Origin of the sequence: Flavipsychrobacter stenotrophus (assembly GCF_002954265.1) — a bacterium.
Classification (GTDB): Bacteria; Bacteroidota; Bacteroidia; order Chitinophagales; family Chitinophagaceae; genus Flavipsychrobacter; species Flavipsychrobacter stenotrophus.
On sequence record NZ_PPSL01000002.1, the window covers coordinates 52100 to 65432 of the forward strand.

Annotated in this window: 14 protein-coding genes; 8 read left to right on the plus strand and 6 right to left on the minus strand. The window is 43.8% G+C overall.

Annotated features, from left to right (window positions below; translation table 11 throughout):
• Positions 1 to 94: 94 nt before the first annotated feature.
• The 4 genes from CJD36_RS05365 (at position 95) to CJD36_RS05380 (ending at position 2337) form a co-directional block, all read left to right on the plus strand.
• Positions 95 to 499: a DUF1801 domain-containing protein gene (locus tag CJD36_RS05365; RefSeq protein WP_105038115.1), complete on the plus strand. Its 405-nt coding sequence runs from the start codon at positions 95 to 97 to the stop codon at positions 497 to 499.
• A gap of 57 nt (positions 500 to 556) precedes the next feature.
• Positions 557 to 1066 (plus strand): hypothetical protein, encoded by a 510-nt coding sequence (locus CJD36_RS05370; RefSeq protein ID WP_105038116.1) that lies wholly within the window; start codon positions 557 to 559, stop codon positions 1064 to 1066.
• Between the two features lie 154 nt (positions 1067 to 1220).
• Positions 1221 to 1739, plus strand: coding sequence for a hypothetical protein (locus CJD36_RS05375; protein WP_105038117.1), 519 nt, complete (start codon positions 1221 to 1223; stop codon positions 1737 to 1739).
• A 76-nt stretch (positions 1740 to 1815) separates the two neighbouring features.
• Positions 1816 to 2337, plus strand: coding sequence for a hypothetical protein (locus CJD36_RS05380; protein WP_105038118.1), 522 nt, complete (start codon positions 1816 to 1818; stop codon positions 2335 to 2337).
• A gap of 15 nt (positions 2338 to 2352) precedes the next feature.
• Here CJD36_RS05380 and CJD36_RS05385 read toward each other — a convergent pair whose 3' ends face one another.
• The 6 genes from CJD36_RS05385 to CJD36_RS05410 all read right to left on the minus strand — a co-directional run bounded on the left by CJD36_RS05385 (position 2353) and on the right by CJD36_RS05410 (position 9103).
• On the minus strand, positions 2353 to 2718 hold the full coding sequence (locus tag CJD36_RS05385; protein ID WP_133162515.1) for a hypothetical protein: 366 nt from the start codon (positions 2716 to 2718) through the stop codon (positions 2353 to 2355).
• Between the two features lie 377 nt (positions 2719 to 3095).
• On the minus strand, positions 3096 to 3596 hold the full coding sequence (locus CJD36_RS05390) for a hypothetical protein (RefSeq protein WP_105038120.1): 501 nt from the start codon (positions 3594 to 3596) through the stop codon (positions 3096 to 3098).
• A gap of 54 nt (positions 3597 to 3650) precedes the next feature.
• Positions 3651 to 4208 carry a hypothetical protein gene (locus CJD36_RS05395; protein ID WP_105038121.1) on the minus strand — a complete coding sequence of 186 codons (558 nt, stop codon included), beginning with the start codon at positions 4206 to 4208 and terminating at the stop codon, positions 3651 to 3653.
• A gap of 66 nt (positions 4209 to 4274) precedes the next feature.
• Entirely contained in the window at positions 4275 to 4862 is a 588-nt protein-coding gene (locus tag CJD36_RS05400) for a suppressor of fused domain protein (RefSeq protein WP_205685560.1), read from the minus strand.
• Positions 4852 to 7164: an FdhF/YdeP family oxidoreductase gene (locus tag CJD36_RS05405; protein WP_205685561.1), complete on the minus strand. Its 2313-nt coding sequence runs from the start codon at positions 7162 to 7164 to the stop codon at positions 4852 to 4854. The genes CJD36_RS05400 and CJD36_RS05405 overlap by 11 nt, the downstream gene beginning before the upstream one ends.
• Positions 7165 to 7432: 268 nt before the next feature.
• Positions 7433 to 9103, minus strand: coding sequence for a M28 family peptidase (locus CJD36_RS05410; protein ID WP_105038122.1), 1671 nt, complete (start codon positions 9101 to 9103; stop codon positions 7433 to 7435).
• A 187-nt stretch (positions 9104 to 9290) separates the two neighbouring features.
• Here CJD36_RS05410 and CJD36_RS05415 point away from each other — a divergent pair, with 187 nt between their 5' ends.
• The 4 genes from CJD36_RS05415 (at position 9291) to CJD36_RS05430 (ending at position 13297) form a co-directional block, all read left to right on the plus strand.
• Complete coding sequence (locus CJD36_RS05415) at positions 9291 to 10463, plus strand: class I SAM-dependent rRNA methyltransferase (RefSeq protein WP_105038123.1); 1173 nt, start codon at positions 9291 to 9293, stop codon at positions 10461 to 10463.
• Between the two features lie 194 nt (positions 10464 to 10657).
• Complete coding sequence (locus CJD36_RS05420) at positions 10658 to 11572, plus strand: hypothetical protein (protein WP_105038124.1); 915 nt, start codon at positions 10658 to 10660, stop codon at positions 11570 to 11572.
• A gap of 107 nt (positions 11573 to 11679) precedes the next feature.
• The gene (gene frr / locus CJD36_RS05425; protein WP_105038125.1) at positions 11680 to 12243 is read left to right on the plus strand and encodes a ribosome recycling factor; all 564 of its coding nucleotides are present in this window, start codon (positions 11680 to 11682) and stop codon (positions 12241 to 12243) included.
• 133 nt (positions 12244 to 12376) lie between these two features.
• Complete coding sequence (locus CJD36_RS05430; RefSeq protein ID WP_105038126.1) at positions 12377 to 13297, plus strand: sterol desaturase family protein; 921 nt, start codon at positions 12377 to 12379, stop codon at positions 13295 to 13297.
• Positions 13298 to 13333: the final 36 nt, after the last annotated feature.

The following is a 13333-nucleotide window of genomic DNA, read 5'->3' on the forward strand; positions in this document are numbered from 1 at the left end:
ATGCCGAAGGTATCGCATGTTTCATTAAGCCCACTTCGTTAGCTCAATGACCGCAATTCACTATCGTTACTGTAAATCTTAATTCTACTACATAATGTCATCGAAAAAAACCGAGAAAATAAAACTCACTGATTCAGAACTCGTAGACCGGCATATACATAATTTGGATCCTGCCCTTGCAGAGACTGTTGAAACCATCAGGCAGATAATGCTTGGCGCAGACAAGCAGGTAGGCGAACACATAAAATGGAACAATCCCTGTTTCTACTACACTGGGGAAATGCAACCTTTTGATCCTAAAGAATACAAGCGGGAGATTGCCGTGTTCAACCTGTTCAAGGGCCGCATAATGCTGGTATTCCCAAGCGGCGCAAAAGTCAATGACACTACAGGATTATTAGAAGGTGATTATAATGATGGTAGAAGAACCATTATCTTTAGTGATCTGGCAGATGTAGCAATGAAGAAAAATGCACTGGAATGCATCATACAGGAATGAATAAGGCAAGTGGAGAAGTAAACTGCGTTTGAATAACTATAGAAAATAGAAATCACAATGAGATCACTAAGAAGAATCACAATAAGTCTGGCCATTACTGTAGCAACGCTTTGTACCCTCTTTTACAGTTCCTGCATAAAAAGCAATGATGGCAAGTGTACACTTACCTGCAACAATGGTGGATACTGTGTTAATGACGAGTGCATTTGCCCTTTCCAATACCAGGGCTATAACTGCGACTTCCTGACGCTGGAGGGGCATTGGCGTGGCGATGATTCATGCTCACCAACCGGCAACTACGATAGTGTATACATTACGATAGCTCTATCACCCGACCCTACCAAGCTGAGCATAACTAACGCGGGCGGATCGCAACAGTTTGTAAATGGCGTGATCGGTCCATACGGCAAAAGCCTGTCTTACGACAACCTCGTCACTGGCTCCTTCACTGCCACCGACACATTTTCGGGCACATTTACGCTGATAGACAAAGATCATATGCGGCAGGTATATACGCATAGAAATGGCAGTGTTTACAGTTTCTCAGGTAATTATACCAGGTATTGAAACACAAGATCACTTCTGGCACCAGCTGCTTCCGGTATTCATTGCCCCCTTTCAACTAAATCGGCATGATAATTGCGCCAATTGAAGTGCATGCACTTGTCTAAAGGGCATTGTAACAAAAAAAGTATATTTGAACCGGTAAAACTACTACCCTATGACATCGATCCGCCGCTTTACGCTCAGCACAATTATCACAGCATGCGTGCTGTCTGCCTCGGTATATACATCATGCACAAAAGACAAAACAGACAAGTGCAAGACGCTTGTATGCCTGCATGGCGGCACGTGTAAAGATGGTGCCTGCTCATGCCCCACAGGTTATTCGGGTAGCACGTGTACCGATGTATCTATATACGGCACATGGCACGGACACGATAATTGCAACCCATCGGGCAGCATTGACGTTATCATGACCCTTAGCAAATCAACCAGTAACGCCAATGAGGTATTGATCAATAACCCCAACAACTTAGGCACAGGCAACACTATTGTAGGCACGCTAAGTGCCGACAAACAACAGGTTAACTATGTGGACCAGATAGTCAATCCGTCTACCAACCCCGATACTCTTACCGGCACCATTTACCTTTCAGACAATTCCAACTTGCACCACAACTTTTCAGGAAAAGCAGGCACATTTACATTCAGCTGCTCAGGCGATTATACTAAATAACCCATTTGCTGCAAGATTTAAGGCGTGTCGTCTTTTTAAAAGTGACATACTCATCATTAAACTTGAAAATCACACTATGAATTTGAAACAACTTTTACTGCTACTGGTAGTGATTATCCCCACATTCTGTTACGCCCAAAAAGACCCTTGCAGGAAAATAAACAGATCTATAGACGATAAGGGTACAACTACTTTCAGTAGTCCACAGCTAAAACATGTAAGAGCACTCAAACAATTCAAAGACAATGTATACTTTGGTCTGCTGCTGCAGGTAAACGACCTCGCACCTCATTTCGATGCAGTAGGCGTGGTGATTGAGTTTGAAGACGGAACAACATTAAGGAACGATGAAGTAAAAATAACCTGCAAACAGGAAGCTACCGAGATCTCCGGCGGATACGCATCAGCCCCATCTGTAGCCCACTCAGGGCAATATGTGCTGCAAGGCTTCTTCCCAATCAAAGAGGAAAATATGGCACTATTCGCCAACAAGAAAATAGTGAAGATCCAACTGGCTGGCGCTCCCCAGTCCATCCCCGAAAAAGAAGCAGAACAAACAATGGCATATATAGCCTGCCTGAAAGAGGTAAAACCTTAGGTGCATTTTTCTATATCACTTTATCCAAAACGTCATTTCAGTTGTTTCGCTAATGAGATGATTTACTCGGTTTAGCAGAAGAGTATCGTGAAGCTTATTCACAAAATAAAATGAGATATCTCCGGGTTCCGAGCCCACATTAAATGCTAAAATAAAATTGCCATTCTTATCTGTATGTGGCATATCTAAACCGATCATAGACACACCTGTACCCTTTACGAAAACTGTAAACCCACTTACATCCTTATGGCTCTTCGACCGCAAATGCCCGGTTACCGATGTCTCTATAGTAGGTATTAGAAAACTACAGAGCACTACACAAATTAGAATAACGCCCAGGCATTTTAGCCACGTACTATTTGTAATTGTGGCTCTGCACATACTGATCAATTTTCCTTCTGCTTCGTAAGTTCTACCAATACAATTATAAGAATATTCAAATTAACGAGCACGAGCACCGCATTCATGATCATATCTATATTATTACTTCGGTAAAGGCCTTCAATTAACAACTTAGAATAGCCAAAAGTCGGATCCTCAAAATCATATTTAATAGAAACCATTTTGTTAACATACGCCAGAACGTATAATACAGCAAATAACAAATTGACCGCTACCCCTAATCTTAAAAGCCTTTTCATATGCACTTACTGATTCTATTTTGAGGGATTGATTTGTGACAAGATAAGAAATAACGTAGATGTGGCCTTTCTTCTTCAGTACTCATTGTTTCCCTTTATTAACGTTCTTGTATGCAGTCACTCCTCGTATTCAGTTTCAACACCTTCAGAAAAATCTGCTATTTTCCTATTCAGCCAGCGAATAATGACATCAACATTAGGTTGTGTATTGTATTTACTGTCACTAATAAGCTGGTGCCTGAGCTCTGATAAATACTTTATGGCAGGTTTCCTCTGTAGATTAGCGTATGTGGAGGTTTCATTACCCAATTTTATTACAACGCTGATTTGATACCAACGGTACGGTTTAGTCGACAAAAGCGGTTTTTGCTTATGGCTCCTCACGTAACTGCTTACAAAATCATAGATGACCATCGACGTAACACATTCATCTGCATTCTCCTTAGACCCTACTTGATTATTGCATATACAGGTATCGTTAGGGTTATAAACCGAAATGAAAAGCGATTTTGGCGGGTGATCGAGCGGGTGTATCGGGTAGAATCTAATACAGCCCTGCGCCTTGCACATAAAGGAAGTAACTAAAAGGAATAGTGAGAGTATGATTTGCTTTTTCATAGTGTTGATTTGTTACTTACAAGATAGAAATTTGCCGGGATATCTCATAGAATGCTAGTCAAGCAGTCCATTCACACTCAATTCCTCCAGGGTTATATTGTGCTTTATTGTAAAACTATCCGCGGCATGCACCATGTCGTACCCCGCGTTCATTGTGCTTTTGCCACTTTTCACCACCTCGTTTCTTAGATATTCAGACTTTTCGGACCCACGTGGCTCATTCAGCCATAATTTCACATTGTTCAAAAATATATCGCACTGCCGCCAATGCTCCAGCGTGTGTTCCTTTATAGGTAACTCCATATCAACTTCCTTTAGGTATTGCACGGCAATAACATTCGTTGACATTTCACTATTCAAAATTCCATTATAAAAGTCAATAGAGTCTTTATATCGCTTAAGACTATCATCTCTCCCGTTCATCTCGTCGCTAACAACGGCTGTTACAATTGCGCTATAGCGTCTCAGAATAGGGTTCATTTTATAAATCGGCTTCTGCGCAGCTACATAAAGATCAAGGTATGCTTTATGTTGCGGAGGGTCTGTAACCTCGATGCCGCAGCGGGTAAAGAAGCACAGCACGAGAAATAAGAAAATTGTTTGCTTTTTCATAGTGTTGATTTGTTACAAAGTTTGATAGCTGTTTGGTTCAAGAGAAAATGGTGCAATAAAAACTCCCTAGACTGCTATCCTCTTTCTATTCACATCATACATATCAAAATCAGGATGATGCCAGAATTCATTAAGTCCAATTGTATTAAAGACTTCTATTTCAGACTCATAAATAGGATATAGTGCCGCGATGTTAATTCTGAAGTCGGCACCTATTTCGATATCCGCATACAAATCCTTAGTAATGATACTAGGGGCGAATATAAAAAACGCCGACATCTCTGAATCAGGTGCAATGGGCACTTCAAAATTGATCACGTTCCCATAACTGAAGGGACAATCCCCCCTTAGTTTATTGGCAATATAACCAACTGCTTGCCCCCATTCTCCACAATCAGACTTGACAGACAATGTCAATTCAGGTCTCCCGAACTTCCACGCAGGGTGCTTAATTAGTGACAACCCGTAAGTAAACCCTGTTACGAAACCCCTTTCCGGAATGCCCTCATAAACGAGCGATGTTACTCCGGGATAACGATTATCTTTCGATTCATTTTCATAAAAAGATGGCGTAACCTGAAAAATATTATCCAAGTGATCCATGTATCTATCTGCAGGATTGTTAACCTTTTTTTTGAACCATCTATCCAACATGCTTCCTTAGTTTCAGTATCACCATCTTCGATGTTGGTGTATTGCTTTTATCTGCGGTGCTGCCTATAGGTACGAGTACATTGGTCTCGGGGAAATAGGTAGCGGTGCACTGCTCGGGTATACTGAACGGGATGATGATGAATTTGCGGGCTATGCGCTCTACGCCTCCGTGGTTGTTGTAAAGGTCAACGATATCACCGTCTTTAAAGCCAAGGCGGATAATGTCTTTCTCGTTCATAAAGATCACACGTCGCTCGTTGTATACCCCACGGTAGCGGTCATCAAGGCCGTAGATGGTGGTGTTGAATTGGTCGTGGCTGCGTAGGGTCTGCATCATCAGCTCATCCTCAGCCAGTTCTATTTTGGTGACATCAGATGTAGTGAAATTGGCCTTGCCATTCGCTGTGCTGAACTTACCTTCCCTTGGTCCGTTAGGCAAGTAGAAGCCGCCCAATATTCTTGCGCGTTTGTTATAGTCGCCAAAGCCGGGTATGGTCAGTTCTATATCGTTGCGTATGTAATCGTAGTGTTCTGTATACAGCTTCCAGTTGATCTTGCTCCTGTCGCCAAAGGTGGCCATTGCCAGACGCGCTACGATCATTGGTTCGCCGAGCAGCTTATCAGATATTGGCTTCAGGCTACCCTTCGACATTTGTACTACACCCATAGAGTTCTCGCAGGTAATGAACTGAGCTTCACCATTTACCATGTCTATGTCGGTATGGCCGCAGCACGGCAGTATCAGTGCTTCCTTGCCATGTATCAGGTGGCTGCGATTGAGCTTAGTAGATATGTGAACCGTCATATCGCAGTTGCGCATAGCTTCAGCGGTATAGGTAGTATCCGGCGTAGCTGATAAGAAGTTGCCGCCCATAGCTATAAACACCTTAGCCTTGCCTTCGTGCATAGCATGTATACATTCCACCACATCATATCCGTGCGCCTGCGGTGGCCTGAAACCATAAACACGTTCTATACTGTCGAGGAACTTTTGAGGCGCCTTTTCATTGATACCCATTGTTCTGTCGCCCTGCACATTGCTATGTCCACGTACGGGGCAGGTGCCTGCTCCTGGTTTGCCTATACTGCCTTTCAGCAATATCAGGTTCACTACTTCCTGTATGGTAGCCACTGCATTCTTATGCTGCGTAAGGCCCATGGCCCAACAGGCTATGATCTTGCCTTTCTTTTTGAACACATCAGCAGTCTCACGTATCTGCTCCATGCTTATGCCGGCAGCTTCCGCCAGTTCTTCTACCTTATATTTTTTCAGGTTACTGATAAACTCCTCATAACCCGCTGTATTATTCTTAATGAACTCCAGGTCAAAAACAGATCCCGGCTTCTTTTCTTCTTCCTCCAGCAGCAACAATTCTATTGCCTTCAAAAGGGCCATGTCGCCATTCAACTTCACCTGCAGGAATATGTCTGTAAGTCGTGCTTTGATCCCCAATGCACCCTTCACTGTTTGAGGATTACTAAACCCTATCAACCCCGTCTCCGGTAACGGATTAACCGATATGATAGTAGATCCTGCCTCTTTTGCTTCCTGCAATGCAGATAACATACGCGGATGATTGGTACCCGGATTTTGCCCTAGTATGATAATCACTTCCGACTTTGCAAAATCTTCCAGCTTCACAGATCCTTTACCCAGACCCAGCGTTTCACCCAAAGCTACACCACTAGATTCGTGGCACATATTAGAGCAGTCGGGCAGATTGTTAGTGCCGTATTCGCGGGCAAACAACTGATAGAGAAATGCGGCCTCATTACCAGTGCGGCCCGATGTGTAGAACACAGCTTCATCGGGCGATGCCAGAGAATTGAGCTTATCGCCCATCTTCTTGAACGCATCATCCCAGCTTATTGGCTGGTAATGTGTAGCCCCTTCGGGCAGGTACATTGGCTCGGCCACCCTACCCTTTTTACCTATCTGATAGTCGTTCAACTTAGCCAGATCGAACACCGAATTATCCTTAAAAAATTGTGCTCCCAATTTCTTGGTAGTAGCCTCCTCAGCTATCGCTTTTGCACCGTTCTCGCAGTACTCGGCTATCTTAGAGCGCACCCCATCCGGGTCGGGCCAGGCACAACCCGGGCAGTCGAAACCATCCTTCTGGTTGAGTGCAAGTAAAGCCTTCATCCCCCTGGCCACATCCATCTCTCCAAATACGTGTTTGGCACTGGAAAGTACTGCGGTCATACCGGCGGCAACCGTTTTAGGTTTTGCCAGCCTGAGTTTTAAAAACCGTTCAGGATTTTCCGCATTTGGGTCTGTGATCTTAGCTTTATTATTCAAGGGAAATGATGTTTTAATTTACTGTCGCTAATGTACGAAATTGTGTTGGAAATGAGACAGAGGGGCATTGCCGAAACAGCAGCTCGGCAAAAAGCTCACTATGCCAGACAAAATCGCACAATAGGTAGAAATAGCCATTGGGTTGCTTAACGCAATATGGGAATTGCTTACCTATAAAATGCGACGAGATCCAAGATAACGGGAACTTACAATTACAGACTTACGACTTTCTGCTTATGACTTTCTACTTATGACTTATGACTTATGACTACTTACCCATCAACTCTATAGGTAAACTCATTTCCTTGCCATCGCGCTTAAGCTTTACTTCGGTCTTATCACCGGGTGCAAATTTTCCCAGAGCTTCCATGTAAGACTGCATACTCAGTATCTTTACATCGCCCAGTTGAATGATGATATCACCGGTTTTAACTCCAGCCTTAGCTGCAGGGCGGTTGTCTGTAACACCATCCACACGTACGCCACCATCCTGGTAAGAATAGTCGGGCATAATGCCCAGCGTAACCTTGAATTTTGAACGACCCGCAGTTGCCGACTTAGTAACTACATAAGCAGGCTTCACGTTTTCCTTATCCATCTTAGTCAACACAGCTTCGGCATAATCTATGACCTCTGCCTCGCCGGCGTAATTGATAAACTCAGCGCGGTCTGATGGCTTATGATAGTCCTTATGCGTACCTGTGAAAAAGAACAATACGGGTACACCTGCGTAGTAGAAACTGGTATGATCAGAGGGGCCAACACCGGCACTATCCAGCACCATTTTAAACTTTCTTTTTTCACCCATGGTTACCACATCTGCCCAAACAGGTGATGTACCTACACCACCTACGGTAAGTGCGCGGGTGCTGTCGTTGAGCCTGCCTACCATGTCCATGTTCAGCATGTAGGCTATCTTACTGCTATCTATCTTTTGGTCTTTTACAAATGCCTTAGAGCCATACAATCCAAGCTCCTCGCCAGAAAAGTGAATGAACAGGTAGTTGTAATTATGCAGCTTACTATTGCTCACCCAATGTGCCACCTCCATAAGGGCAGCAGTGCCGCTGGCATTATCGTCAGCGCCATGGTGTATCTCATGTTCTTTAGCGGCATTGGCATGCAGGCTATTGCCATCTTCACCAAAACCCAGGTGATCATAGTGAGCACCTACAATAACAGTGTAAGGCGCGCCATTGTCTACATAAGCAGCAATATTAGTTCCTGTCCTGTCTGTCTTCTTTATAGAGATATTCAGCTCCACAGCAAGACTGGAGCGGGTTCCAGTTCCATCCTGTATCGGCAATATATACTTTCTGTACCCAGCATATTTCAGGCAAGCAACAGGTATTTCTAATGGATCGTATTCAGACTGCTTATTGAATGAAGGTTCGTACTTACTGTTGTAGCTATCAAAGAAGATCACACCCTTGGCACCGCCACGCTTTGCTTCTTTGGCGTATTCATACATATACTTATCCGCTTCAAAGTGCGGATTGTCGGCCTCGTCTTTATCCTTGTACAATGGCACCATCCATATAGCACCTTGCTCAGTAACCTCGGGCATCACGTCGCTATTGGATGCACCCGGTGCGCTGAAAGGCAATGGGAACCCTTCGTCGCCTATCTTCACTACCTTACTATTTAGGCGTATCTGCGTAGTCTGCCCTATCTCACGGCCATAAGTGAAATGAAAAGGATAACGATATTGGCTCTTATAAGCCGGGATACCCAGCTCTTTGTACCGACTTTCTATATAATTCCCTGCTTTTGTTTCACCCGCGGTGCCTGTACGACGGCCCTCAAGACTATCTGATGCCAATAAGGTAATATCAGCCTGAAGCTGTTTGATCACCTTCTTATTTTTTTTACCCGCCAAGGCAGGAAAAGATGATGCAGTAGCAACAATGAACAGAAAAGTAGCAGTACGAATGCCCATAGGTGGTATTTGTATAGCAAACCTACAAATTAATGGCTCAATTGCGAAATGGCTCAATGGCTTAATTCAATGAGGAAATGTAAAAATGTGCTAATGTGAAAATGCTATCATTGGATGTCAGAGTATTATGCCAACACATTAATGGCCTGTTAGCTAATGAGCTAATTGAATTAACTACCTTTGCGGCATGGCGAAATTTTTCCTCAGAAAGAAAATAGGTGATCGTATTCTTGGCGGCCACCCATGGGTATTTGCAAATGAACTAGGCGATAGCGAGGGCGACTGCGCTCCCGGCGATATAGTAGAATTATATTCTTATAACGGATCTTTTATTGGTAAGGGGTATGTAAATCCGGCATCACAGATACGGATACGCTTGCTGACAAGGCATAAAAACGAAACAATAGACGAAAATTTCTTCTATAATAAGATCAAAAAGGCATGGGATTACCGCAAAAGCATAGGCTACACGGAGAACTGCCGCCTGATATTTGCAGAGGCTGACGGACTACCTGCGCTGATCATCGACAAGTTCAACGACTACTTTGTTATACAGACACTTGCGCTGGGAATAGAACGCTGGAAGGAAGACGTTGCTGACGCACTTAAAAGGCTGTTCAACCCAAAAGGAATTTACGAGCGTAATGATGTGCCAGTGCGCGAATTGGAAGGTATGGAACAGATAAAGGGCTTTTTAAGTGATCCTTTTGATACCAACATCATTCTGAACGAGAACGGCCTGAAGTTTCATGTGGATATAGAGAATGGCCAGAAGACCGGCTACTTCCTTGATCAACAGGATAACCGCCGCGCCATACAGCATATATCAAAGGGGGCTGATGTATTGGAAGCATTCTGCTACACAGGCACATTCTCCTTGCACGCAGCTCACTATGGTGCCAAAAGCACGCTGGGACTGGATATTTCGGAAAACGCGGTAGCAACAGCACGCCGTAATGCCACGTTGAATGGGTATGACGATGTATGTAAGTTTGAGGCGGTGAACGCATTTGACGCACTGAAGAAATGGGGCACTGAGGGTAAAAAGTTTGACGTGGTGATGCTGGATCCTCCTGCATTTACCAAGAGCAGGGAAAATATAGATAAGGCAGTAACAGGCTATAAAGAGATCAATCTTAGGGGTATGAAGCTAACCAAACCAGGCGGGTTCCTGGTTACGGCATCTTGTACTAACCTGGTTCCGCCAGACCTGTTCCTGAAAACTATAGCTATGGCCGCTAAAGATGCACACCGCACACTAAGGCAGGTATGCTGGCAAACGCAAAGCAGCGACCACCCTATAATGTGGAATATACCCACCACCCAGTACTTGAAGTTCTTGATAGTGCAGGTGATATAAAAGGTAAAAAGAAAATATTAAATTTAAAAGTGCATGTTGATGGTTTGGGTAGATGAAACCCTGGCCCTCAGCATAACAAACAGTCTGTGGGTTTTCCATAAGGAAAGAGGCAACCGAAGATACACCCGCCCACAAATAATGAAGGCACGACATTTGTAACTGAAAAGTTCATTACCGTTAGTATATTGCTATATATGAATAAATTATTGCTGCTCATTCTTTTACTATTGCCTGTATTTAGCCTGCAGGCACAGGTTACTAATGTGGTTTTTATTGGTTCTGTAAACATCAAAGACGGAGATGCATTTTCTTATAAGATACAGGTAAATGACAGCAATGGCGTGCTTACCGGCTATTCGGTAACTGACGTAATGGGGCCTAATGAGACCAAGACCCTGATCAAAGGATCTATCAATGCCAACCAGAAATCACTGAAATTCAGAGAGACCAGGGTGGTAAGTACAAAGACCAAAACCGGCAGCGCGCTGTGTTTTATTCATGCCAATCTTAAAGCGACGAAAAAGAAGGGAACAACACTACTCAGAGGCACATTTACAGGATACGGTGAAGATGGCGTATCGGTATGTGCAACAGGCTCTATGGTATTGGTTTCGGCCAGCGATGTGATGGATAAGCTGATGAAATCTGACCTGAAGAAAGATACGACAGTAACCAAAAACCTGATGAAGGTAATGGCCTCTGAAGAGCCTGCAACACCCAAGGAAACAGTGGTATACCAGACAGAAACCGCAGTACCTGATTCAAAAATTATGAAGGTAACTCCCGGCAGCACTAAGGAATTCACCCATTCGGGGAAGTTGGCTAAGATGGAAGTATGGGATGCAAAAACCATTGACGGCGACATGATCACTGTTGTTCAAAATGGCAAGATATTATTAGAGAACTACCGACTGAGCGGCATACACAAAGAACTGACCATTAACCTGAGAACCTCGATGGCCGATACGATAAAGATCATTGCAGTTAATGAAGGATCGGAGCCGCTGAATACCGCACGTGCCAAAATAACAATGGGTACTGACATACAATATATAGACGCCAGTACCACGCTGGATAAGCCAATATGGATAGTACTGAAGAATAAGTAATAGCCTAATGTGCACTAATTAATGATTAGATTTTGCGACCGGCAAAACCCCTGAAATAAAAAACAGCAAATTTTCCTACATTTGCGTTCTTCAAAATATCGTTACTTATGAACGAAGAATTAGAAATGATAATGGATGAGGTGTCGGTAGACATGAAAAAAGCTATCACCCATCTTGAAACTGAATTAAGGAAAATACGCGCCGGCAAGGCCAATGCAGCAATAGTGGACGGCATTTTCGTAGATTATTACGGCAGCGCTACACCACTTGCCCAGGTAGCCAACATTTCTATACCCGATGCACGTACTATAGCGCTGCAGCCATGGGAAAAGAGCATGATGGGCCCTATTGAAAAAGCGATCATAGCATCTAATATAGGCCTTAACCCACAGAACGATGGTACTTACATCCGCCTGTTTCTGCCGCCACTAACCGAAGAACGTCGTAAGGAACTATCTAAGCGGGCTTTTAATGAAGGTGAGCAAGCAAAGGTTTCTGTACGCAGCATACGTAGAGATAGCATAGAGCAGGTGAGGAAGTTGCAGAAAGACGGCCTGAGCGAGGACACTGCCAAAAACTCTGAAACTGCAATACAGGCTATCACCGACAAGTTTATATTAATGGTAGATAGTGTGTGCAAGGAGAAGGAGAAAGAGATAATGACCGTATAAGTGAAAAGTCAAAAGTTAAAACCTAAAAGTGTCCCTGTAGGCAAGCCTTAATTAGACATTCAATCAATATTTTAAAAACAGGTAGTGATCTTGGCTCCGTGCTTCCAGACACTACCTGTTTCAATTTCAGCAGATGATATTACCGGATAAGATACAGCAGCTGTTTCATTTCTCGTTGTACGATGAGATCATGTTGTTGTTCAATATCCCCATCTATGCGCTCTTCATTCCGCTGGAAATACTACTGAGCAATTTCAACCACCTGAAGTTTTACAGTGTAAAGGAAACCATCACCAATATATACCTGAACCTGCTGAACGCCGGTATAGACTTTGTGCTGCGCGTATTCGTATCGCTTACCGTCCTCAGTTTCTTCTATCAGTATCGCCTACCGATTCATTTAAACCCTGTTCTTTATTGGGTACTATTGGTGCTGGCAGAGGATTTCCTGTTTTACATAGAGCATTATGTAGATCATAACTGCAGACTGTTCTGGGCTGTGCATGTTACCCATCACTCGTCGCCGGAATATAATCTTACAACCGGTTTCAGATCATCGGTATTCATGCCTATGTACCGGTTCTTTTACTTCATACCACTTGTACTGCTCAACTTCTCCCCCGCCGATATCTTCTTTGCCTATGCCATTACACAGTCTTACGGCATATTGGTGCACACCAGGGCTATTAAGAAGTTGCCGCGCTGGGTGGAATATATATTCGTTACCCCGTCTCACCATAGGGTACACCACGCTAGTAATGTGGCCTACCTGGATAAGAACATGGGCATGCTGCTGATCATATGGGACAGAATGTTTGGCACCTTTACGGAAGAGCGTGCCGACGAAGATCCGGTATATGGCATTGTAAAACCAATAGTCCATCCACACCACCCTATTTATATGGTAACGCATGAGTGGCAGGCAATAGCTAAAGACTTTAAGCGAAAGATCCCCTTTGGCACTAAACTTAAATACCTATTGAACCCGCCGGGATGGAGCCATGATGGCAGCACACAAACAGCCAAGGAAATGCAGGAAAAACTGGTTGATTAGGCACATCTACCCAGGATTAAAATCCCGGGCTAACAT

What these genes read in the sequence shown, in the direction of transcription:
- CJD36_RS05365 (WP_105038115.1), top strand. Translation starts at nt 95, where the DNA reads ATGTCATCGAAAAAAACCGAGAAAATAAAACTCACTGATTCAGAACTC.
- CJD36_RS05370 (WP_105038116.1), top strand. Translation starts at nt 557, where the DNA reads ATGAGATCACTAAGAAGAATCACAATAAGTCTGGCCATTACTGTAGCA.
- CJD36_RS05375 (WP_105038117.1), top strand. Translation starts at nt 1,221, where the DNA reads ATGACATCGATCCGCCGCTTTACGCTCAGCACAATTATCACAGCATGC.
- CJD36_RS05380 (WP_105038118.1), top strand. Translation starts at nt 1,816, where the DNA reads ATGAATTTGAAACAACTTTTACTGCTACTGGTAGTGATTATCCCCACA.
- CJD36_RS05385 (WP_133162515.1), bottom strand. Translation starts at nt 2,718, where the DNA reads ATGTGCAGAGCCACAATTACAAATAGTACGTGGCTAAAATGCCTGGGC.
- CJD36_RS05390 (WP_105038120.1), bottom strand. Translation starts at nt 3,596, where the DNA reads ATGAAAAAGCAAATCATACTCTCACTATTCCTTTTAGTTACTTCCTTT.
- CJD36_RS05395 (WP_105038121.1), bottom strand. Translation starts at nt 4,208, where the DNA reads ATGAAAAAGCAAACAATTTTCTTATTTCTCGTGCTGTGCTTCTTTACC.
- CJD36_RS05400 (WP_205685560.1), bottom strand. Translation starts at nt 4,862, where the DNA reads ATGTTGGATAGATGGTTCAAAAAAAAGGTTAACAATCCTGCAGATAGA.
- CJD36_RS05410 (WP_105038122.1), bottom strand. Translation starts at nt 9,103, where the DNA reads ATGGGCATTCGTACTGCTACTTTTCTGTTCATTGTTGCTACTGCATCA.
- CJD36_RS05415 (WP_105038123.1), top strand. Translation starts at nt 9,291, where the DNA reads ATGGCGAAATTTTTCCTCAGAAAGAAAATAGGTGATCGTATTCTTGGC.
- CJD36_RS05420 (WP_105038124.1), top strand. Translation starts at nt 10,658, where the DNA reads ATGAATAAATTATTGCTGCTCATTCTTTTACTATTGCCTGTATTTAGC.
- frr (WP_105038125.1), top strand. Translation starts at nt 11,680, where the DNA reads ATGAACGAAGAATTAGAAATGATAATGGATGAGGTGTCGGTAGACATG.
- CJD36_RS05430 (WP_105038126.1), top strand. Translation starts at nt 12,377, where the DNA reads ATGATATTACCGGATAAGATACAGCAGCTGTTTCATTTCTCGTTGTAC.